Consider the following 22334-nt stretch of genomic DNA (forward strand, 5'->3'; position numbering starts at 1 on the left):
GTTCCGAGCACTGTGCCGGCAGGGGTGAAAAAGAGATGTCCGGCGGACAAATGGAACAGGAAATGGAAAAGGGGGGCGTTCTTCTGACGCGGCTCGTGCCGCCGGAACAGTGGGCCGTTTATGATCCCGTGTTCGCAGAGGGGGCCAGGCGCGGTATAAGCTTCGTCATCGGCGGTGGCCTGGCTGTTTCCGTCTATTCTGGGCACCCCCGCAATACCAAGGACCTGGACCTCTTTGTGCGGCAGGAGCAAAGCGGAGCGCTCCTGGACATGCTCCGGGGGCTGGGCTTCGATGAGTATACCGAGCTCCCCTATGACCGGACCTGGAGCTATCGCGCGTTCCGGCAGGGGGCTATTGTGGACGTGCTCTGGAAAACGCTGAACGGCAAGTCTGCGGTGGATGAACAGTGGCTGACCGAAGGCTGGGAGGTGACGGTCAGGGGGACCCGGGTGCGGCTGATTCCGCTGGAAGAGCTGATCGTGAGCAAGCTGTATATCCTGAAGCCGGACCGGACCGACTGGCCGGATATCCTGAATCTGCTATACACCCGGGTGAACGGTCTCCGATGGTCACGCCTGCTGGAGATGCTGGGGGATGACCGCCTGCTCCTGGGAGGGGTGATGAGCGTCTTTCGCTGGCTCTGCCCCGGCCGGGCAGCGCTGGTGCCGGCTCATCTCTGGGAGCAACTGGGGCTGCCGCCACCCCATTTCGGCCCGCCGGCGGACCAGGACAAAATAGCCCTGCTTGCGGCCGGGCAGTGGTTCTGCGGAGCAGAGTCATGAAGATCGGCGCCATGAACCATCCCGCAGCGGACCCGGTGAACGAGATCCGCAGATTTGCCGCCCTGGGGCTCGATTTCGTCGACCTGACCCTGGAGCCGCCGGGAGCGGGATGGTGGCAGTGCGATCCGCTGACGGTCAGGCAGGCCCTGGACGACCATGGTCTGGGCGTTGTCGGACATACCGCCTATTACCTCCCCCTTGGCCATCCCTTCGAGGAGGTGCGCCGGGGGGCAGTGGAGGCCTTCCGCCGTTCGCTGGAGTTCTTTGCCGGAATCGGAGCGGCCTGGATGAACATCCATCCCGATCGGCACGCACCGATGCACAGCCGCACGTTCGTGATCCGGCAGAACCTGAAGAGCCTTGCCGAACTGCTCCAGGTCGCCGAGGGGAGTGGGGTGGGGATCATGATCGAAAACCTGCCCGGCGACTTCAACAGTGCCGATCAACTGGGCCAGCTGCTCGATCCGCAGCCCCAACTGGGGCTGCACCTGGACATCGGCCACACCGAGCTGATGGTTGAACGGTGTACGCTGGAGGGCATTCTGGCCCGCTTTGCCGAGCGGGTCCGGCATGTCCACCTCCACGACAACAAGGGGGGCACTGCCGATCTTCATCTCCCGCTGGGGGCCGGCACCATCGATGTGGCCAGTCACGTGCGGGCAGTCAAGCAGGCCGGCTATGACGGCACCATCACCCTGGAGGTCTTCACCCCCGATCCTGACTACCTCAGCCTGAGCGCCGAAAAGCTGCGGGCCATGTGGGATGGCGCCTGACGCATGCCAACGGAGGAACAGGGGTGCCGGTTTCGCTCCCATCGTCTTGCTTACCGGGCGTGCGTTTGCATACAAAAAAGGAGGGCAGGGTGCCTCCCTGTCCTCCTTCTTCGAATTGACGCATCTTTTTTCCGAGTTGTCCGTTCTATCTCCCGGTGGCGCACATCTGCGGGTAGGGCCAGCCTTCAATGCCTTTCTCCAGAATGTACATGCGCTTCTCGTCCACACCTTTCGACTTCAGGTATTCGTAGGTGTTCTTGGCTCCACCACCCCCCCGGGGGCAGACGATGACCACATCGTCACGGGAGCTGCCGATCGTTGCCAGCACATTTTCCAGGCGCTTTTTCTCCTCGTCGCTCTTGACCGGAAACGCGTTGGTTTCCACCGATCCCGGCAGATGACGCTTCGCAAATTCGGCCGGAACCTGAATATCCACCACGATTACCGGCTTTTTCGTTTCGAGCCACGTCTTCATCGTCTCGGGCTTCACGTAATTGTACGACTCGGCCAGCACCGTACCGGCCATCAGTGTTGCCAGGATCACTACCATACAAACAGTTCTGAACATCCTTTCCTCCCATGCGGTAAATGGTGAAAATTGTTCCATACCACACGGCAGTGGTCAAATTGGTATTTTCGTTGAATATGTTGCCAGCTATCGTCGTAACCGATGAAACGTGCCCCTCACGTCCCCAGAAACTCGAGCAGGGCCCGGTTCACCTCCTCGTAATGGGTCCAGTTCAGGCCATGCGGGGCCCCCGGCACGACCATCAGCGTGCTTCCCTCGGCGAACCGGCTCATCTGCGCCGCCGATGCCGCCAGCGGCACGGTCCTGTCGCTGTCGCCATGGATGACCAGTACCGGAATACGGATTTTCTTGAGATCGCTGCGGAAATCGGTCAGCCAGGCCCGCACGCAGTCGTGGGTACCGACCGGCGATGCGCCGGAGGCCATGTTCCAGCTGAGGCGGACCGCTTCCTCGCTGATCCGCTTTCCTCCGAGAATGTCGACATTGTAGAAGTTGGCGAAAAATGAGGCCAGAAATGCCGGACGGTCGTCTCTGATCGCTTTCTGGATGCCGATGAATACGCTTTCGTCCACCCCCTCCGGATTGTCGGGGGTTTTCAGCAGAAAGGGGGGAATGGCAGCCATGAAGACCGCTTTGCTGATGCGTTCGGAGCCGTGGGTCCCGAGATAGCGGGCAACTTCGCCTCCCCCCATGGAGAAGCCAACCAGCGCGACGTCGCGTAGATCGAGCTTCGTTACGATCTCGTGCAGGTCATTGGAGAGGGTGTCGTAATCGTAGCCGGATACCGGTTTCGATGAACGGCCGAAGCCCCTCCGGTCGTAGGTGATCACCCGGTAGCCCGCCTGGACCAGGACCGGCACCTGCCGCTCCCAGGATGCGCCGCTCAAGGGCCATCCATGAATCAGCACCACCGGCTGCCCGGAACCGTGGTCTTCGTAATAAAGGTCAATGGTGCCGGAATTTTCCCGGCCGACGGTAATGAAATTCATAGACATCTCCTTTCTTGCATCTTCGTGTTCCTGAGTGAAGGGTATCACTTCAGGGGGTGATTTCAAACGGGCGGCGGGATATCCCAAGTGTTTCAATTCCACCGGCGTAGCCTGTCTTTTCCCATTACTGCCGGCGGGAGCGGCCAGGGTCACAGGAGACGGTCCAAGTCCCGATGGACCTGTCGGAGCATCGTGCACTGCTATGATTTGATAGATATTGATACAGCATTGATGCGTGCTGTGACTCTGCTGACAGGATGAACAGGACAAGTGCTTTAGGTGTACGACTGAATTGAGGCTCTTTGCTTTGTTTTGATAGGTATTGACACAAAATGAGACATTAAAACGGAAACGTTTATAAATGTATCAAAAAGCCTCGGCAGCCGCGACCGACTCACCCTGGTGCCGGCTGTTTCGAGGCGGGCTAACTTGACAAGGGGTGAGTGGGGGGTGAGACTTTACACAGAAATGTACACCCAAGGAGGTGCCGAATGGCAGGCAGACCGATTGCAGCGATTGTGGTGGCGGGATTGCTGTGCGCGATGCTGGCCGCACTGGCAGGCTGCAGTACGCTGCCGCCGAATGCCGACGTACCGGCACCGGTGGCCCGGGACCCGCTGATGGAATATGCCCGGCTGGCCGATCAACCCACCGGCATTGCCATTTCGTCCGATGCCCGTATTTTCATCTCCTTCCCCCGATGGGACAAAGCCCCCGCCTATTCGGTAGCAGAGCTGCTTACGGACGGTTCCCTGCGCCCGTATCCCGATAGCTCGTGGAACCGCTGGGTGGGGCAGGCCGGCGACCCGCAGCTGTCGCAGCATTTCATCTGCGTGCAGAGCGTGGTTGTGGACAAGGCCAATAACCTCTGGATCCTTGATCCCGCCTCCCCCTCCTTCAAAGGGGTCATCAGGGGAGGGGCGAAGCTGGTCAAGGTGAACCTGGCGTCCGACCGGGTGGAACAGGTGATTCTGTTCGATGACAGCGTCATTCAGCCGAACAGCTACCTCAACGACGTCCGCATCGATACTGCCAGGGGAGTGGCCTACATCACCGATTCAGGAGCAGGGGCCATTGTGGTCACCAACCTGAAGGACGGTACCAGCAGGCGGGTTCTGGCGAGAAGTCCTTCCACCAAGGCCGAGGCCGGGTATGTGTCCGAAATAGACGGGAAGCCGCTGCTGCAGGAGAACGGACGGCCGCCACAGATCCATGCGGATGGCATTGCCCTGGATTCCGGCGGGGACTATCTCTACTATCACGCCCTGAACGCCAGGGGGCTCTATCGGATCGGGACAAAGTACCTCACGGATCCGGCCCTGTCTGCCGAGCAGATGGCCGCCCGGGTTGAAAAGGTCATGGAGACGAGTCTGGTGGACGGGATGCTGATGGATGAGGAGGGCAATCTGTACCTGACCCTTCCGGTGGAAAAGGGGATCAAGCGCCTGGGCAAAGACGGCAACTATACGACGGTGGTGCGCGACCCGCGCCTGCAGTGGCCCGACAGCCTTGCCCTCTCTCCCGACAAGGTGCTCTACATGACCGACTCGCAGATCAACAAGATGCCGCGCTTCAATGGGGGCAAGGACCGGCGGGTGCTCCCCTACCGGGTGTACAAGATTCTGCTGCCGATGTTCTGAAAGCGGCAGGTGCCGCTTTTCAGCCGTGAGTTCAGGTTTCCGGGGGATGCATCATGGACAATATCCTGGCCGCCCGCGCCCTGATGGGGATTTCGCTCGGGTTTCACATCATTTACGCCACCATCGGCATCGGATTGCCGTTCATGCTGATGCTGGCCGAATGGCTGGCCCTGCGCACCGGAAACGATGAATATCACCGGCTCGCCCGCTGCTGGATACGCCCGGCCGGGTTGCTGTTCGCCATCGGCGCCGTCTCCGGCACCATACTCTCCTTTGAGCTGGGATTGCTCTGGCCCCGTTTCATGGAGGCGAGTGGTCCCCTGATCGGGCTGGCCTTCTCAATCGAGGGTTTCGCCTTCTTTACCGAGGCCATCTTTCTGGCGCTCTACATCTACGGAGAGCGGAGGCTGTCGCGCCGGTCACTCTTCCTGTGCACCATCCCGCTCGCCGTTTCAGCTGCGGCCTCGGCAGTCTTTGTCATCAGCGCCAATGCCTGGATGAATATGCCCACCGGCTTTCGCGTCGTGGATGGCGCGTTTACCGACATCCAGCCGTTCCGGGTGCTGGCCAACCCGGTGCTGGCCTATCAGGCTTTTCACGGCACCATGGCGGCCCACGTTGCCACCGGCTTCGCCATGGCGGGCATCTACGCCCTGGCCATGCTGCGCGGTCGGACCAGCGTCGAGAACAGGCGCGCACTGACCCTGTCGCTGGCCGTGGCCGGCGCCTGCCTGCCGCTGATGTTTCTGTCCGGCGATTTTTCGGCGGCTTTCCTTGCCACGCACGAAAAGCCGAAACTGGCCGCTATGGAGGCCCATTTTCGCACCACGGCCGGCGCACCGCTCATCATCGGCGGCTGGCCCGACCCGGCCACGCAACAGGTGCGTTACGGGATCGAGATTCCCCGGCTCCTCAGCCTGCTGGCCCACAGAGATCCCGATTCCGTGGTGGAGGGGCTGGACGCCTTTCCCGCCGGCACCACTCCGGACCCGCGCCTGGTGCATCCCTTTTTCGATCTGATGGTGGGCTCGTTCTTCATCATGGTTGCCGTGGCCGCCCTGTTCTGGTGGCTGCGCTGGCGGAGGAGATCGGTCCCCGAGGACAGATGGGTGCTGCGGGCGATCCTGTCGGCATCCCCCTTCGGTATGGTCGCCCTGGAGAGCGGCTGGCTGGTGACGGAGTTCGGGCGCCAGCCCTGGATCATCCAGGGGCACATGCGCGTTGCGGAAGGGGCCACCACGAACAGCGGCATCGGCATCGTGCTGTTCCTGTTCCTGATCGTCTACCTCGCGCTTACCGCCGGACTTCTGAAGATGCTGCTCAAGCGGTCGGAAACTAAAGGCATCGATGCCGGGCAGGAGGGACAGCGTGTCGATACTTGAATTTCTTGCAGCGTCGGCCCTGCTGCTCGGGCTGGTGATGTATGCCGTGTTCGCCGGGGCGGATTTCGGCGGCGGCATCTGGACCGCCCTGGCCTCGGGACCCCGGGCCCGCGAACAGCGTGAAGCGCTGTTCCATGCCATCGGGCCGGTCTGGGAAACAAATCACGTCTGGCTGATCTTCGTGGTGGTGGTGCTGTTCACCGCCTTTCCCAAAGGATTCGCCCCCCTTTTCACCGCTCTTCTGACGCCACTGGTGATTGCCCTGGTCGGCATCAACCTGCGGGGGGCGGCTTTCGCGTTCAGGCATTACGGCCGGGAGACCGGCAGGGACGTGCCCCTGATCGCCAGGACCTTCGAGATATCCAGCGTGCTTACCCCCTTTGCCCTCGGTGTGGCGGTGACTGCCACGGCAACCGGCAGGATTACGGTGCACTACGCCGCCGAAGCGGGAGCGACCCAGTGGCTGACCCCCTTTACGGTGGTGGGGGGAGTGACCGGCATGGCCATCTGCGCCTACCTGGCACCCATCTACATGACGGTTCGCACGACAGGAGGGCTGCAGGAGGATTTCAGGCGCTACGGCATGATCGCCGGCCTCGTCCTGGGGATGGTGACGGCTGCAGCAATCCCCTTGGCCAGGGCGGATGCGCCGCTGTTCGCCAGCCGTCTCCTCGGCGGCTGGCCCCTGGCCTGCGTGGCCCTGGCAGTTGTTGCCGGCAGCACCACCGAGACGATGCTCTGGCGTCGCAGATACCTGCTGGGGCAGATTAGCGCGGCCGCCACGGTCACTCTGACGATTGCCGGCTTCTGCGCCGCCATGTTCCCTGACCTGCTGACCGGCCAACTCTCCCTGTCGGCAGCCGCGGCGCCCCGATCAACGCTGATCGCCTTCTTATCCGTGCTCCCCTTCGGCATCGTCGTCCTGGCACCTTCGCTGATACTCTTGTATCGGGTGTTCCGCGGCCAGCCGGACCCGCAGCTCGGTCCGGAGCTTTAAAAGGTTGTTAAAAAACGGGCATCTCGCCGCCATCCTCGTCAGCCACCTTGTGCGGCGCAGCGCTGTTTATACTCTCCATAGCACCACCGGTCCGCGGGGAGTCGCTTTAATCCTGTTACAGATCGTGTCTGATCGATAAGGGGAGGTGCCATGGATACTGTGGAAGGGATTCTCGTCATCAACCGGTTGACGCAGTATAGCCGGGATGTTTTGCTCCAAGGGGTGAAGCTGGCCCGGAAGTACGACGCCCGGCTCAGCGTTCTGCGTCTGGTCTCCGATCCGATAGATATGAAGGCTGTCAATGCCCCGGGTCTGTTCATCAAGGGAGAGGAATACAAGAACTACCTGTCGAGCAGGCAGCAGTACCAGGAGGAACTGGACCAGACGGTCCGCCAGGTCACCAGGGACGGCTTCCCCATCAAGGAGTTCGTCAGCGACAAGGAGCCGCTTTCCGAAATAGTGCGGATCGTGGCCGAGGAGAAGATCGATCTGATTCTTGTCCTGGCACATGAGGAATGGCGCCTGGAGCACCTTCTGTTCGGCGGCGAAAACGATGCGCTGATCCGCACGCTGCCCTGTTCGATACTGCTGCTGAAGCATGAACCGGGCCCGGTGTCCTAGTGCCCTCCGAGGCCGATGGGGGACTGCATGCAGGCATCGGAATGAACATCTGAACATCGCAGCACGGAGGGGCACATGAACGAGATGAGTCGATCGTTGCCCGCCAGCCTGTCATTTCTTCGGGACCTCCTGCCCGATCTGCAGGACACCCCCTTTGCCCTGCGGTTGTGGGATGGTACCGTCTGGAACTCACGGCCCTCTGACAGGGCGCTTTTTACCCTGGTCGTCAACAGCCATGACGGTCTGCGCAGGTTGTTCACGGCACCCGACGAACTGAGGCTCGGCGAAGCCTTCATCTTCGGTGAGCTGGATATCGAAGGGGACATCGTGGCCGCCTTCCGGCTGGCGGACCGGCTGTTTGACAGGCGGTGGAGCACCCTGGACAGAATTCGCCATGGCTGGAATTTACTCAATTCCGAGAGGGGGATGCCGGAGGAGGAGGGGCGGGGAGCGAGTCTGAGGGGGAATTACCACAGCCGCAAGCGGGACAGGGAGGCGGTCCGGTTCCATTACGATATGGGCAACGACTTTTACCGCCTGTGGCTGGATAAGCGGATGGTATATTCCTGCGCCTATTTCACCGAACAGGACGACGACCTCGATAATGCACAACTGCAGAAGCTCGACTATATCTGCCGCAAGCTGCGGCTCAAGCCGGGGGAGCGGCTCCTGGACATAGGCTGCGGCTGGGGAGGGCTCGTAATCCATGCGGCTCAACGATTCGGTGCCGAGGTCATCGGCATTACCCTGAGCCCGCCGCAGGCTGAACTGGCCGGCGAACGGATACGGGAAGCCGGCCTGCAGGGGCGCTGCCGCGTGGAGGTGTGCGATTACCGGGAACTGGAGGGGCAGGGGCGATTCGACAAGGCGGTCAGCGTCGGGATGTTCGAACATGTGGGGGAGAAACGCTTGCCGGAGTATTTCAGGCGCGTATGGGACCTTCTGCATCCCGGCGGCATTTTCCTGAATCACGGCATTGCAGCCAGTCTGGACCATCGCTCGCGCAAGGGGGGCTCGTTCATCGACCGGTACGTATTCCCGGACGGGGAGCTGCTGTTGATCAGCGACACCCTGCGGGCGGCGGAAGCCAGCGGGTTCGAGGTACGCGACCTCGAATCGCTGCGGGAGCATTATGCCCTGACGCTCAGGCACTGGGTGCAGCGCCTGGAGCAAGCCAGGGAAGAGGCCTGCCGCCTTACGGACGATATAACCTACCGCATCTGGCGCATCTACATGGCCGGTTCGGCACACGGCTTCGATATTGCCAGGCTCAACCTCTACCAGACGCTCCTGGTAAAGCCGGCAGAGGGAAGATCCTGTCTGCCGCTGACCAGGGGGGACTGGTACGAACAAGAGGAGGGGAAACCGTCGGGATAGAGGAACAGTAGGAAAAATTCCGTTCAAAAAACAAGCCGCCCAACAGGCGGCTTATTTCGGCTATGTGCCGAATGTTAATATATGAAAGGAAGAGAATTCCTTTATTTGTTGAGTTTTCTTTCCGCTTTACCTACGTTTTTCTGTATTTTTCCGGCTACTTTTTCGTCACGTCCTTCAAGTGCCGTTTTAGGGCTGTTGACAAGTTCTCCTGTTGCTTCTTTGATTTTGCCTTTTACCTCATGAAACTTGCCTTTCGCGGTATCCTTGATTCCGGATCTCACTGTTATCACCACCTCTCTGCATTCAATTATATCCATTTTCCGTAATAAATACACTGTCAGATAGCTTCTCAACCCTTTTGCAACATTATATTCCGCTCATGGCTTAGCGCAATTACGGACGGATGCCGAATGGCAATTCAACATGGCGCCAGTAGAGTAGTAGCAAGATATTGAAAGAACCATATTGAAAGAACCAGGACAGTGAAAGGAGGACACGATGGAGCGACACGGAAAAGCGGCGGTGACCCTGCTGGTGGCAGGGGGGCTGACCTTTGTCTGCAGCGAATCGTGGACACAGCCTAAAAAGGAACCGAAGAACACGGCACCCTATGACGCGGTCATGGATGCCCAGACCCCCAAAGATGTGCCGGTGAAGCGCCCCGAGCAGAAAAAGACATCCCATGACCAACCGGAAAATTTCAGCGCCACCAAGGCGGAACCGTCATCGACCGAATTTACCAAACAGCCCGAAGAGGGGAAAATATCAGGTTTCGATTTCTACCGCGATCCGCTCAATGCCAAAAAACCGATGACCACCACCTTCGAGGAGGTCTACAAGGCCGACCTGGCGGAGAAACAGAAAGTGGCCGACCAGCAGCGCCGGTATCTGGAGTCGCATTACAACCTGACCCCGAACCTCTCTCCGGACGTTACAATGACCCGCGGAAAGCCGATTGCCGTGGGCCCGACCGCCCGGCTGCCGCAGGGGACCACCTGGGAGCAACTGGCAGTCACTTCTCCCGAGGCGATGCGCCAGAATAACCTCTTCCCTTATCCGCCATTGCCGCATCCCAAGCAGGTAGCGGGGGGACAGGTTTTCCCCCAGATGCAGATCGACATGTTTCCGCGGCTGCAGCGCTTTGATGTTGATTTCGACATCCCGGACGCCTTTCTGCCCGAGTTTCCACCGGCCATTTTCCTGCAGAACCGGCCCGAGCTGGGTGACGTCTCCCAGGGCGAGGTGGTGTCGATCAACAACTACTACCGTCTCTTCAAGGACCTGTTGACGCCGGTGCAGCTCGACGGTCTGCGCATGCTGCTGACCCCCTTCCCCCAGGAGGAGTTCAACCCGACCGATGACCGCAAGAGCCCGCAGCCGAGCCTGGGGGTGGCCTGTCTCGACTGCCACGTCAACGGCCACACCACCGGCCAATTCCACCTCAGTCCCGACATCCGCCCGCAGGAGCGCCGCTTCCGGCTCGACACCACGAGCCTCAGGGGGCTTTTCAACCAGCAGATCCACGGTTCCAAGCGCAGCCTGCGCTCGGTGGAGGATTTCACCGAGTTCGAACAGCGCACCGCCTACTTCAACGGCGACGAGATCCATGCCGCCAAGAAGGGCATGAACATCATCAGCCGCGTCCAGGTGGCGCACATGGCACAGATGCAGAACATGTTCGGCGTGCCCCCGGCACCCAAGCTGGACACGAGCGGCCGGCTGGACCCTAAAAAGGCGACTCCTGCAGAATTAGCGGGCCAAAAGGTGTTCTTTGAAAAGGGCAAGTGCGGCAACTGCCACATCCCCCCCTTCTACATGGACCAGCAGATGCACGACCTGAAAATGGAGCGCTTCACACGCGAGCCGGGGGACGGACCAATCAAGACCTTCACCCTGCGGGGCATCAAGGAGAGCCCCCCCTACATGCACGACGGCCGCTGCCTGACTCTGGAGGATACGGTGGAGTTCTTCAACCTGGTGCTGGAGCTGAAGCTGACCAAAGAGGAGAAAGCGAACCTGGTGGCATTCATGCGGGTACTGTAACCGGCAGCGGCATTGTTCCGCTAGGACTCACGGAAGCTTTATCAAGCCTAGCCGTTGGAGGAGAACGACATGGCAATCGAAACGGTGCTCAAATCCCATCCCCGGAAAACCCTGATCGAACTGCACAGTTTCGTCTCCTGCATAGAGGCGTGCATTCAATGCGCCGAAACCTGCACCAGTTGTGCCGATGCCTGCCTGGCAGAGGAACGGGTGCAGACGTTGCGGAAATGCATCCGGCTGGATCTGGACTGCGCCGACATCTGCCGGACAACGGCCCGCATTCTCACCAGGCAGACCGAACCGGAACCGCAGTTCATGCGTATCCTGCTGGATGTGTGTGTCACCATGTGCGGTCTGTGCGCCCGGGAGTGCGAAACCCATGCGGAGATGCACCGCCATTGCAGGATCTGTGCGGAAGCCTGCCGCGAGTGCGAACGGAACTCCCGGCAGCTTCTGGCGGAACTGCCGGGAGGGGCGGGGCTTGCCCACTGAGTCATCGTTCCGGTGCGAACGATGAAATCGGTTCCGGAAGGAAAAGGGGCATCAGCCATGCAGGGCTGATAGCTCACTGCTTTCAGGGATCGCGAACACAGGATGGAGGCCGTTCTGGTAGCCGTCGGACGGGCGCGGAACGACCTCCATCCTTCAATCCTGTCGACGGTGCCACCCCGGCTCTGGTATAGTCTGACTGTTGCCATCCCCTTTCAATCGTGGTCCCATGAGTATCCCCCGCACCATCATTCATGTCGACATGAACGCCTTTTTCGCTTCGGTGGAACAACAGGACAACCCCGATCTGCGCGGTAAACCGATTGCCGTGGTGGGGCGCGGCAACCGCGCGATCGTCACCACCGCCTCCTATGAGGCCCGGGCCTTCGGGGTCAGGACCGGCATGGCCAAATGGGAAGCCCTGCGCTGCTGTCCGGAGCTGATCATGGTAGTGGGGAACAACCGCCGATACGCTGCGGTTTCCACCGGCATCAATCGCATCTTCCTCGACTACACCCCTGACGTGGAAGCCTTCAGCATCGACGAGTCCTGGCTGGATGTCACCGGTTCGCTTGCGCTGTTTGGAGGTGCGGAACGGATCGCCCGCCAGATCAAGGCTCGCATCAGACAGGAGTTCGGGCTGACCTGTTCGATCGGCATCGCCCCCAACAAGCTGCTGGCAAAGCTGGCCAGCGAAATGCAGAAGCCGGACGGCCTGACCGTAATCCCCCCTGCAGAGGTGGCCCGGGTCCTGGAACGGCTGCCTATCGGCGAATTGTGCGGTATCGGCAAAAAGATGCAGCGCCACCTGAATATGATGTCGATCCATACCTGCGGCGAGCTGGGGCGTTGCGACGAAGAGCGTTTGATCCGCAAGTTCGGCATCGTGGGGAGCCGCCTGAAGCGGATGGGGCAGGGGATCGACGATGCACCGGTAGTCCCTCACGGCGAGGACGACGACGTCAAGAGCGTCGGGCATTCCATGACCCTGGAGCGCGACGTGGAGAGGCGGGAGGATATCCTGCGCTTTCTGCTGCAGCTCTCCGAACGGGTGGGGAGCCGCGCCAGGCGCTACGGCCTGAGCGGCAAGACCGTCACGCTCTACGTGCGGTATGCCGACTTCTTCAGCAGCTTCGGCAAGCAGACCTCGCTGGGGCGGCACATCAACCTGAGCGGCGACATTTACCGCACCGTGGTGAGCATCCTTGACACCGTTACCCTGGAACAGCCGGTGCGGCTCCTGGGGGTGCGGCTCTCGAATCTGAAGCACGAGGGGGAGCAGCTGCCGCTGTTCGCTGAAGAGCGCAAGCGGCTGTTCGCGGCCAGGGCCATGGACGTCCTGAATGAGCGCTTCGGCGCCCGGTCGGTGACCCTGGGGAGCCTGCTGGCCGGGGAGGAAGAGAAAGGGCAGGGGGTGATTCCCCCCAGTTGGAGGCCGGAAGGGATCAAGAAGGTAGAGTAGATTCCGCTGGCCGGCGCGATGAATCCGTAACCTCCATGCCTCCGCCCCTGAAAGGCCTCTGCCCTTGCCTTTCCGCGGCATGGAGCGCTTCCGCGGAGGGCCGGCTGACAGGGCAATTGCTGCTGCACATGCGACGTTGGGGCCCCGGCTCTTCCAGGCGCTCCGGCATTCCGGCGTCACGAATTCATCTCCTAACCCCAGCTTTGTTACTTGTAAACCTGCCCGTGAGGCATGGAAGCCGAAGTGAACGTCATGCCGGAGTTTCTGTGGGTGCGACGATCTGCTCATTTGCTGAACAACTGGGAATTACACAACCTCTTAAAGCTATGAATAAAATCATCACGATTCCGCTACGCGATTTTGCCGTGCCGAGCCCACGCTCCGGCAGCCTCGACCCCCATTCCGGCTATGGCCGGCAGGCGGCCGAAGGGCAAGAGATCCACCAGCGCGTGCAGAAACGGCGCGCCAAGGCCGATCCCGCTTACCGGGCCGAGGTACCGCTCAGCCGTACCTTCGATCGGGGAAGCTTCAGTTTCCGGGTGGACGGCCGCATGGACGGCATCTTCCTGCATGATCAGCCGCGGATCGAGGAGATCAAGAGCGCCTTCAACCTGGCCGAGCTGATCCGGCGGCTGGACAACAGCCCCTTCGGACACCCGTATTCCCTGCAACTGCTGACCTACGGTTATTTCTATTGGTGCGAGTACGGCGTGATCCCGGACCTGAGCCTGCATCTGGTTTCATCCCGCAACGGCCGGTCAATCGACAGGGAACTGTCTCTCGACCTCTCCTCCTACGAAGAGTGGCTGTCGCTGCGTCTGGACGAGCTGGCGCAGGAGGCGCGGCAGGCCGAAAAACGCGCCCTCCGGCGCCGGAGGATGGCAGCCTTTTTTGCCTTCCCGTTTGCGAACCCGCGCGCCGGCCAAATCGAGCTGATGGAGGAGATCGAGCAGGGCATGCGGTTGGGGCAGGCCATGCTGCTCCAGGCCCCCACCGGCCTCGGCAAGACCGTGGGGGTGCTGCATCCGGTGCTGAAGGAGGCCCTCTCGCGCGGGCAGCGGGTGGTCTATGTTACCCCCAAAAACAGCCAGCATGGCGTGGCCGAAGACGCGGTGGCCCGTTTTCAGGAGACCGGCGCCAGGCTCAAGTCCCTGACCGTGACGGCCAAGGGCAAAATCTGCTTTCAGGACGAGCCGCTCTGCAATCCCGAGGTCTGTGAGTATGCCCGGGATTACTACACCAAGTTGCAGCGCTTCCGCCTGCCGGAGATCCTGGCCCGCAAGCGGCGCCTGAAGGCCAGTCTGTTCCGGGAGCTGGGGCGTGAATACCGGGTCTGCCCCTTTGAGCTGCAGTTCGATTGCGCCCACGAGGCGGATGTGGTGATCTGCGATTATAACTACGTCTTTGCCCCGCGCTCGGCCTTGGGGCGCACTGTTCCACTGGCAGTGGACCAGACCGGCAAGCCCAACCTGGTGATCGATGAGGCCCACAACCTGCCGGGCCGCGCCATGGAGTACTATTCACCGGCACTCTCGTCACTGGCGCTGGAAGGGATGCGGGGGGCAATCCGAGGAATTGCGGAGCGCTTCCGTTCGGAGGCGGAGCAGTTTCTGGATGGTTGCCTCGGCACCGTGACTGCCTGCCGTACCTCCGGCAGCTCGCGGTCGATGCGCATCGATCCTCCGCTTGCCCCGTTTCTGGAGCAGGATGCCCGCCTGCGCGCCTTTCTGTCAGGCTATCTGGAAGCGGATATCGAGCTTGGACCGCAGGACCCGGTGCTGCGGCTGTGCTTCTCATGGGCCGAGTTCAGTGCCATGCTGGAGCTGGCGCTCGATCCGGAGCGGGACGAATTTTTCACGACCTTTCATCCTCACCCGGCCGGCGGCACGCTCAGGATTACCTGCTGCGATGCCTCGGCCATGCTGAAGGACAGGTACGAGGATTACCAGCAGGTGGTGGCCTTCTCGGCTACGCTGAAGCCATTCGAGTATTACGCGAGGTTATCAGGTTTAACTGTTGATAGTGTAAAGATAAATGAATTCGACAGCCCTTTTCCCCGAGAGCGCAGGAAGCTGCTGGTCATCCCACAGGTCTCCACCCGCTATGACCGGCGGGAGCGCAACTACGTTCGCATTGCGGATGCCATCACGCGCATCGCAGCCTTGCGCCGCGGCAATTATTTTGTCTTCCTGCCCAGTTTTGAATTTTTGGAACAGGTGGCAGCCCTGTTCACCCCACCGGAGGGTTTCGCGGTACTCAGGCAGGAACGCGGCATGCGCGGCGCGCAGGTCGATGAGGTGCTGGAACGGCTTCGCAGTCCGTCCGGGCCGACCATCGTATTTGCCGTACAGGGGGGCTCCTTTTCCGAGGGGGTCGATTATGCCGGCGAGATGGTGATCGGCGCTTTCGTGGTAGGTCCGCCGCTGCCGAACTTCGACCTGGAGCGGGACCAGATGCGCGCGTATTACCAGCGCCGCTATGGCGCGGGATTCGAGTATGCCTATACGATTCCCGCCATGGCAAAGGCGATCCAAGCTGCCGGCCGGGTGATCCGGTCCGAGCGGGACCGCGGTTTGATCGTGCTGATGGACAGCCGCTTCACGGAAGAGAGCTACAGCCGCGCCATGCCGGCGGACTGGTTCGAAACGGAAGTCACGGAGCTGGTTTCAGAGAGTATTCTCGCGGACGTGGCCGCCTTCTGGGCCAGCTCTCAATGAAGGGTGCGGAAGTATTATTTTTAAAACATGTGAATAGTATAATTGTACCGATGGGACCATAAGGAGGAAGTAAGTCTTATTGACTGATTTCTTCCGGTTATGAGGATTCAAAAGATTCCTTTAATAAATTTATAATTATTGTGTGGTCGTACGTCGACGTGCGCACTGATGCAGGCCGGAAAATCGGATTGACAGACCGTTTCCCGCCCTGTACTTTGCAGTCACAATTGCAGCTCGATATACGACAAGACTCAACCATCCGTGAGGGTGGGGCGGAAAGCCTAGGATCTTAACGGAACTTTTTCATACGTTCTCAAGCTAAGACAGCCGGGATGCCGAAATATCAATCATTGATTCGGCTCCCGGCTTTTTTGCGTTTTGCACAGGTAAAACCGATATACATAAAACCGATATACGATAATACTCAACCATCCGTGAGGGTGGGGCGGAAAGCCTAGGGTCTTTGGATCGAAGACAGCCGGGATGCCGAAATATCAAACGATATGAGGTTCCCGGCTGTCTTTTTATCCGCTCTTCCGTCAGCGGGGGAAGCCGGCAACCTGATTGTTATGAGCAGGCGAAAGGAGTCCCCATGACCGGCATTATCCGCACCGCATGTCTCTGTATTCTGTGTCTGGTTGGCTTGTGTATTGTCACCCCTGCGGTTGAAGCGAAGGAGAAAAAAGGCGGGGCAGCCGTGCGGTCCACGTCGAAAAACACCGCACGGCAGTCACCCCGCAAAGAGCGGGGGCGCACTACAAAAGGGAAAGAGGGGAAAACGTCGCTGGCGCAATCCCACCGGCAGCGGAGCGGTAAACCGCGGCGCACTCCGGAGCGGGATACTAAAAAACGCTCGGCAAAAAAACCGGCGGAAAAGCTGATCTCGTTACAAGCCCGGCAGGGGGAACTCAAGCCGGCGCGGGTTTCGATAACGGAGCGGCTTGCCCCCCAGGAAGTACCGGAAGAGATTCTCACGGCTGAGCTTGGGGACGAGGTGCGGCCCCTGGAAGAGGCTGCCTTCCGTCTGGTCGGTACCCGCTACCGGTTCGGCGGTAACAGCGTCAGGGGCATGGACTGCTCGGCCTTTGTACAGCGGGTCTATTCAGGCCTGAAAATACCGATACCGCGCACCGCCCGGGAGCAGTTCGGCATCGGTACGGAAATACCGCCGGACGAGGTGAAGAAAGGGGATCTGGTATTTTTCCATACCTATGCCCGCTATCCCTCCCATGTTGCCATTTACCTGGGGGACAACCGCATGATCCATGCCTCGTCCGGAAGCGGCCGCGTCGTGATCTCCAACATGGATACCCCCTATTACCGCAGCAGATACGTGGGGGCGCGGCGGTTGCCGGCTGCAGAAGGGGAGCCGCTGCCGCAACTGCTGGCAGGGTTGTAGGCGTTGCAATGTCCGGGCAATGCCGTTTTCTTATGGTACCATGTACCGATGAGGAGCAGGCCATGCCGAAAAAGAGCGCCGGGATACTGATGTACCGCTTCAGGAATGAGCAATTGGAGGTATTCCTGGTCCATCCGGGGGGACCGTTCTGGGCGAAGAAGGATGCAGGCAGTTGGTCGATCCCCAAGGGGGAATACGGGGCCGGGGAGGATGCTCTCGCGGTTGCCAGACGGGAATTCCGGGAGGAGACCGGCTTCGAGGTGCAGGGCTTGTTTCTGGAACTTGGGACGGTACGCCAGCCCGGGGGGAAGCTGGTAACGGCCTGGGCAGTTCAGGGGGAGTGCGATCCGGCCGGCATCAGGAGCAATTGCTTCGTACTGGAATGGCCCCCTGGAACGGGAATCTCAAAGGAGTTTCCCGAGGTTGACCGGGCGGAGTGGTTCACGATAGCCGTGGCCGGGGAGAAACTGCTCACAGGGCAGGTCCCCCTTCTCGACCGGCTGTGTGACGCATTGAAATGGCGAAGATGGGAACGGTGAGAAAAGGGTGGGGCAAACATCTGTCCGGATGAGCTATCTTCACATTTGAGGACACACCTTATATCCTAACGGACCAGGAGGGTGTGTCATGAGAATGAACCGAAAATACGATGCCGAGTTTAAAGCTGAAGCGGTGAAGCTGGTTTTGGAAGACAACCGCACCATTCGCGAAGTTGAAAGCAGTCTCGGGATCACGCATGGAGTCTTAAAAGGATGGATCCGGAAACACCGTGACCAGCAGGATCCGGCTATAGCCAGTCAAATATCTGCCGAAGCAGAGCTTAAGCAACTCCGCAAAGAGAACGAGCAACTCCGTCGGGAGCGTGAAATCCTAAAAAAAGCTGTGGCCATCTTCTCAACGGATCCGCATCGTTATTCGGGTTCATAACCGAGCACCGCTCCGAATTCGGAGTGAAGGAGATGTGCCGAGTTCTGGGAGTGACTCGGAGTTGGTACTACGCCCATGCGGCCGGCCGAGTAACGAATCGGCAGCGCGAAGACCAGGCGTTGTTGCCAACGATCAAATCAGCCTTCGAAGAGAGCGACAAAACATATGGCGCGAAACGGATTACCCATAACCTACGGCAGTTAGGGCGGCGCGTCGGTAAAAACCGCATCTGGCGCCTGATGCGAGAAAATGGCCTTAAAGTCAAGACGACGCGGAAGTTCAAGGTTACAACGAATTCAGATCACAAGCGTCCTGTAGCGGACAATCTGGTGAAGCGTCAATTCTCCGCTGACGCTCCCAATCGGCTCTGGACCGGCGACATAACGTACATTGAAACGGTCCAGGGCTGGCTGTACTTGGCAGTGGTCCTCGATGTATTCTCCCGCCGGATCGTGGGCTGGAGCATGAACAAACGCATGACGGATGATCTTGTTATAGCTGCCCTTACCAATGCGATAGTCAGGCGTCGGCCGTCACCAGGATTCATCTTTCACACGGATCGTGGTTCGCAATATTGCAGCAAACGGTTTCGTGCCGTGGTCGGGAAAGCAGCTGGCATCCAAAGCATGAGCGGAACCGGATGCTGCTATGACAATGCAATTACGGAGACCTTTTTCTCCACATTGAAGAGAGAACTGATTTACCACTGCTCCTTCACGACCCGGCAAGAAGCACAGAGCCGGATATTTCGTTACATCGAAGGTTTCTACAACCGCAAGAGGATTCACTCTGCGATTGGCTATCTCACTCCTGAACAGTTTGAGCAGCAGGAGCTAAAGATGGCAGCATAGAATTTTGAGTGTGTCCTCTATTGCGAAGACAGGTCAGGATCAGAACGCCTTCCCTTCATTAATGGCCGCCGGTATCAGTTCCAGGACCTCCTCTCCGTTCAAACGGCCCCGTTCCAGGAGGGCATCGGCCACTCTGCGGATCGTTTCCCATATGCCGCTGTCAAAGTAGTGTTTGAGCGCCCCGCCGATATCAATGATCACGCTCTGGATCTCCCCGTCCGAAAGTCCCTCCGAATGAAGCAGGGCATGGTAGCTGTCGATGTCGTGGGCAGCCTGCTCCCGCAACTGCGGCAGCAGCGGCCCCAGATCGATGCCGCTGCGGAACAGGTTTTCGCACTCGGCGAAGAAGCCGCTGTAGGCGATCAGGCCGTTTTCGAATACCGTGGTCTGCATGCGGTGGAAACGGACCCCTCCGGTGAGGCCGTGGACCGTGACATTCAGTTCGTCGTAGGCCTCATCGATGTCCACGGCCGTGTCGCTGATGAACACCTCCTCAACGATGCCCCGACGGACCATGGTGGCCACGACGGTATGTGCGGCCTCGTGTATGGCAGACTGTTCGCGCTTTGAGGGGACCGCTTCCTCGTGCATGCGGCTATTCCTCCTCCCGCCGGGAGACGAAATACTGCCGGAAAATCTGTTTGGGATCGTTTTCCACATCCAGCGATTCGGCGTTGCTGCTGGCAAGATAGAACATCACCGTAACCAGCATTTCCATGCCATGCTCCCGGATGATGCCTTCAATGACCGAGCGCTTGGCCTCGCTGAAGGCGTTCAGCATGGTGGCTATCTGTTCCGGGTTGGCATCCATGTGGGACCCCATGAATACCCCCCCCCCTTTGATACCGACGAAAACCGCTGCCGATCCTATCTCCGCATCCTCGGGAACAGCGGCCAGAAGTTTTGCCATTGCCATTGAACAGGTCAGTTCGCCTTTTTTCATGGCCCGCCTCCTTCCAGTAATTCTTTTTATTATATCCCAGGATATGCACATGCTACAAGTAGCTGAAATACCGGGGTAATTGAGGGTGGAGATGTTCCCGGTATCGACGGACTGCCTGCCGAAAAGGGGCGTTTCCACAGCTTACCCGCCTATCCGGCAGGATTTCCCGTGTGAGGTATACGGCTACCTGTAATTATAGAGGGTGATGCAATATCCGCAACGGAAGGCCATCAGCAATTGCAGAACGGTATTCCGCGCGACCTTCCTTTTTCCCCGAATCTGCTAAAGTATTAGACAGGTACGTTCGATACCGGGAGGGCCTGCCATGAAGAAGCCGATCAGGATAGCCGGAATCGTTTGCGCGGTAGTGGCGGCGCTGCTGTTGGGGATGTTTGTAGTGGCCAAAGTCGTCATAACTCCCGAGCGTGTCAAAGCGACGCTGACCGAAGCCGCGGAGAGAAGACTGCACCGTCCGGTACGGATAGGGGAGATCGATGTGCGCATCTTCTCCGGAATTGTCGTACAAGGGCTGACCATCATGGAAAAGGATGGGGCGCAGACATTCGTGAAGGTGGAACAGGTCAAGCTCAACTACCAGTTCTGGCCGTTGTTCTCGAAGCGGATCGTGGTGGATGAGATCCGGCTCGACGCCCCCCACATCAGGGTGGTGCGCATGCCGGACAACAGTTTCAATTACTCCGATATCATGGCCGAAAAGCCGACGGCACCACCGGAGAAACCGAAGCAAAAAGGGGGGATCGATCTGCTGGTATCCAAGGCATCCCTCTCCAAAGGTGAAGTGTCATACGAAGACCGTACCGGAAAATTCGGCTCTCCCTTTGTCTACACCATCAGGGATATCGAATTTTCAGCCAAAGACATCGCCCCGGAAAAACCCCTCCCCTTCAGCGCCGGTGCCGGCATCCCCGGGGCCCGGCTGGAGGCGGAGGGCACCTTAACCGGTGCCGCAACAAAACCGGCTATCGATGCCGTTATCCGCGTGGCAGAGGGGGATCTGAAGAAACTGATCGCCGGCCTGCCGGCCGGACTTGCCGCCAAGGCAAAAGGCTACGATCCCGGCGGAGTCATCAAAGCCAGACTGCATTGTGCCGGGCCGGTGGCGGCACCGAAAGGGCTGCTCAAGGATGGGGAGCTTCAACTGGAAAACGTCCAGGTTTCGGCAGCAGGTCAGCGTCCGTCTCTGACAGGAAAACTGGAGCTGAAGGGAGATGCCCTCTCGTCGCGGGACCTGGTGTTGAACATGGGGGCGAACAAGCTGCAGATTGCCCTGGCCGTGACGCACCTCTCTGCCAAGCCGGTTTCGATCACGAGCGAGATCAAGGCCGAACGCCTTGACCTGGCGCCGGTGACGGCCAAGCAGGAGCCGACCTCGCCGGCCGGTGGGGCCGCAGCAAAACCGGAGCCGGGACCGCTCGACCTGCCGGTTCGGGCGTCCGGGACGGTGCAACTGGGGCAGGTACTGTACAAGGGAGTGACGGTCAGCAACGTTCTGCTGAAGTATCGATTGATCGACAACATTCTGACTATCGATCAGTTTTCCGGAAATGCCGCGGGCGGCACCTTTGCGGACACGGCCAGGATCGATCTGCGCCAAAATGGATTCGGATGGTCGACCCGGCTGACCGTGCGGGGGATGCAGGCCGAGCAGCTCGCTGCCGCCTTTGCACCGAAAGCGTCCGGCACCTTGTACGGGAAACTCGCCCTGAACGCCGAACTGGCCGGTATGGGAACTTCGTCTGCTGCGATAAGGAAAAGCCTGGGCGGCCGGGGAGACTTCAAATTTACCGAAGGCAGGTTGACCGGGCCGGGGCTGGTGCAGCATCTGGCGCTGTTCCTGAACCTGGAGCAACTGCGCTCGATTGCATTCGACACCTTCTCCGGAACGTTCCGGATCGAAAGCGGCAGGGCCAGGATCGAGAGCGGCATATCCGGTCGGGATGTTCAGATCACCCAGAAGGGGACAGCCGGGCTGGATGGAAGCCTGGACCTGTCACTGGTCACGCGCCTTTCCCCCCAGCTGACCGGCAGGGTGGCGCAGGGGGATATCAAGAGGTTTTTGACCGACGACAAAGGCTGGGGCCTGTTGCCGCTCAAGGTCGGTGGAACCGCATCATCCCCCAGATTCGGGATCGATGCATCCGTAGCGGGACAGCAGCTCAAAACCAGGGCCAGGGAAAAACTGCAGCAGACGATCGAGGAGAAATTCCTGAAGAAGCAGGAAGGAGAACCGAAGCGCCCTGAGCAGGAGCTTCTTGAAAAGGGACTGAAGGGAATTTTCGGTAGATAGCGGCGTTTACGGATGCGCAGGCGGTTCGAGAGGACGTGCTGCCGCGGGACCGGTCCGGTCTTCATCGTAAAGATGAAAACACGCACCGGTCCCGCCGGATGTGAA

At 59.7% G+C, this 22334-nt stretch carries 21 protein-coding genes and 2 riboswitches; of the genes, 16 read left to right on the forward strand and 5 right to left on the reverse strand.

The window, feature by feature from the left end; all coding sequences use genetic code 11:
• Positions 1-35 precede the first annotated feature (35 nt).
• Both GSVR_RS10820 and GSVR_RS10825 read left to right on the forward strand, forming a co-directional pair.
• On the forward strand, positions 36-782 hold the full coding sequence (locus GSVR_RS10820) for a nucleotidyltransferase (protein WP_173199345.1): 747 nt from the start codon (positions 36-38) through the stop codon (positions 780-782).
• A complete protein-coding gene (locus tag GSVR_RS10825) occupies positions 779-1555 on the forward strand; it encodes a sugar phosphate isomerase/epimerase (RefSeq protein WP_173199343.1) in 777 nt (258 codons plus the stop codon). The genes GSVR_RS10820 and GSVR_RS10825 overlap by 4 nt, the downstream gene beginning before the upstream one ends.
• A 145-nt stretch (positions 1556-1700) precedes the next feature.
• On the opposite strand, the gene GSVR_RS10830 is transcribed toward GSVR_RS10825, so the two are convergent.
• Together GSVR_RS10830 and GSVR_RS10835 are read right to left on the reverse strand one after the other, a co-directional pair.
• Positions 1701-2123, reverse strand: coding sequence for a rhodanese-like domain-containing protein (locus GSVR_RS10830; RefSeq protein WP_239077522.1), 423 nt, complete (start codon positions 2121-2123; stop codon positions 1701-1703).
• Between the two features lie 116 nt (positions 2124-2239).
• Positions 2240-3073 (reverse strand): alpha/beta fold hydrolase, encoded by an 834-nt coding sequence (locus tag GSVR_RS10835; protein ID WP_173199342.1) that lies wholly within the window; start codon positions 3071-3073, stop codon positions 2240-2242.
• Between the two features lie 491 nt (positions 3074-3564).
• On the opposite strand from GSVR_RS10835, the gene GSVR_RS10840 reads away from it, so the two are divergent.
• From GSVR_RS10840 to GSVR_RS10860, 5 genes are all read left to right on the forward strand, one after another.
• A complete protein-coding gene (locus GSVR_RS10840; protein ID WP_173199340.1) occupies positions 3565-4713 on the forward strand; it encodes an L-dopachrome tautomerase-related protein in 1149 nt (382 codons plus the stop codon).
• A gap of 53 nt (positions 4714-4766) precedes the next feature.
• Complete coding sequence (locus tag GSVR_RS10845) at positions 4767-6095, forward strand: cytochrome ubiquinol oxidase subunit I (protein ID WP_173199338.1); 1329 nt, start codon at positions 4767-4769, stop codon at positions 6093-6095.
• Positions 6082-7092 carry a cytochrome d ubiquinol oxidase subunit II gene (locus GSVR_RS10850; RefSeq protein ID WP_239077523.1) on the forward strand — a complete coding sequence of 337 codons (1011 nt, stop codon included), beginning with the start codon at positions 6082-6084 and terminating at the stop codon, positions 7090-7092. The genes GSVR_RS10845 and GSVR_RS10850 overlap by 14 nt, the downstream gene beginning before the upstream one ends.
• Positions 7093-7242: 150 nt before the next feature.
• On the forward strand, positions 7243-7713 hold the full coding sequence (locus tag GSVR_RS10855) for a universal stress protein (RefSeq protein ID WP_173199334.1): 471 nt from the start codon (positions 7243-7245) through the stop codon (positions 7711-7713).
• A gap of 75 nt (positions 7714-7788) precedes the next feature.
• Positions 7789-9090 (forward strand): cyclopropane-fatty-acyl-phospholipid synthase family protein, encoded by a 1302-nt coding sequence (locus GSVR_RS10860; RefSeq protein WP_173199333.1) that lies wholly within the window; start codon positions 7789-7791, stop codon positions 9088-9090.
• A gap of 101 nt (positions 9091-9191) precedes the next feature.
• Here GSVR_RS10860 and GSVR_RS10865 read toward each other — a convergent pair whose 3' ends face one another.
• Entirely contained in the window at positions 9192-9371 is a 180-nt protein-coding gene (locus GSVR_RS10865) for a CsbD family protein (RefSeq protein WP_173199331.1), read from the reverse strand.
• 217 nt (positions 9372-9588) lie between these two features.
• Here GSVR_RS10865 and GSVR_RS10870 point away from each other — a divergent pair, with 217 nt between their 5' ends.
• The 8 genes from GSVR_RS10870 to GSVR_RS10905 all read left to right on the forward strand — a co-directional run bounded on the left by GSVR_RS10870 (position 9589) and on the right by GSVR_RS10905 (position 18978).
• Positions 9589-11133 (forward strand): cytochrome B6, encoded by a 1545-nt coding sequence (locus GSVR_RS10870; protein ID WP_173199329.1) that lies wholly within the window; start codon positions 9589-9591, stop codon positions 11131-11133.
• A gap of 69 nt (positions 11134-11202) precedes the next feature.
• A complete protein-coding gene (locus GSVR_RS10875; protein ID WP_173199327.1) occupies positions 11203-11625 on the forward strand; it encodes a four-helix bundle copper-binding protein in 423 nt (140 codons plus the stop codon).
• Between the two features lie 226 nt (positions 11626-11851).
• Entirely contained in the window at positions 11852-13084 is a 1233-nt protein-coding gene (gene dinB, locus GSVR_RS10880) for a DNA polymerase IV (RefSeq protein ID WP_173199325.1), read from the forward strand.
• Positions 13085-13410: 326 nt separating this feature from the next.
• Positions 13411-15801 (forward strand): ATP-dependent DNA helicase, encoded by a 2391-nt coding sequence (locus tag GSVR_RS10885; protein ID WP_173199323.1) that lies wholly within the window; start codon positions 13411-13413, stop codon positions 15799-15801.
• 239 nt (positions 15802-16040) lie between these two features.
• Positions 16041-16141: riboswitch (cyclic di-GMP riboswitch) on the forward strand.
• 72 nt (positions 16142-16213) lie between these two features.
• A riboswitch (cyclic di-GMP riboswitch) is annotated at positions 16214-16292 on the forward strand.
• A gap of 101 nt (positions 16293-16393) precedes the next feature.
• Positions 16394-17200 (forward strand): C40 family peptidase, encoded by an 807-nt coding sequence (locus GSVR_RS10890; protein WP_173199321.1) that lies wholly within the window; start codon positions 16394-16396, stop codon positions 17198-17200.
• Positions 17201-17262: 62 nt separating this feature from the next.
• Positions 17263-17739, forward strand: coding sequence for an NUDIX domain-containing protein (locus GSVR_RS10895; RefSeq protein WP_173199319.1), 477 nt, complete (start codon positions 17263-17265; stop codon positions 17737-17739).
• An 88-nt stretch (positions 17740-17827) separates the two neighbouring features.
• Positions 17828-18127 carry a transposase gene (locus tag GSVR_RS10900; protein ID WP_173202482.1) on the forward strand — a complete coding sequence of 100 codons (300 nt, stop codon included), beginning with the start codon at positions 17828-17830 and terminating at the stop codon, positions 18125-18127.
• Complete coding sequence (locus GSVR_RS10905) at positions 18124-18978, forward strand: IS3 family transposase (RefSeq protein WP_203978876.1); 855 nt, start codon at positions 18124-18126, stop codon at positions 18976-18978. The genes GSVR_RS10900 and GSVR_RS10905 overlap by 4 nt, the downstream gene beginning before the upstream one ends.
• A gap of 39 nt (positions 18979-19017) precedes the next feature.
• On the opposite strand, the gene GSVR_RS10910 is transcribed toward GSVR_RS10905, so the two are convergent.
• Both GSVR_RS10910 and GSVR_RS10915 read right to left on the reverse strand, forming a co-directional pair.
• The gene (locus tag GSVR_RS10910) at positions 19018-19569 is read right to left on the reverse strand and encodes a hypothetical protein (RefSeq protein ID WP_173200654.1); all 552 of its coding nucleotides are present in this window, start codon (positions 19567-19569) and stop codon (positions 19018-19020) included.
• Positions 19570-19573: 4 nt separating this feature from the next.
• Positions 19574-19921, reverse strand: coding sequence for a hypothetical protein (locus tag GSVR_RS10915; protein WP_173200652.1), 348 nt, complete (start codon positions 19919-19921; stop codon positions 19574-19576).
• 325 nt (positions 19922-20246) lie between these two features.
• Here GSVR_RS10915 and GSVR_RS10920 point away from each other — a divergent pair, with 325 nt between their 5' ends.
• Positions 20247-22229 carry an AsmA family protein gene (locus GSVR_RS10920; RefSeq protein WP_173200650.1) on the forward strand — a complete coding sequence of 661 codons (1983 nt, stop codon included), beginning with the start codon at positions 20247-20249 and terminating at the stop codon, positions 22227-22229.
• Positions 22230-22334 lie beyond the last annotated feature (105 nt).

The organism is Geobacter sp. SVR (assembly GCF_016865365.1).
GTDB lineage: Bacteria > Desulfobacterota > Desulfuromonadia > Geobacterales > Pseudopelobacteraceae > Pelotalea.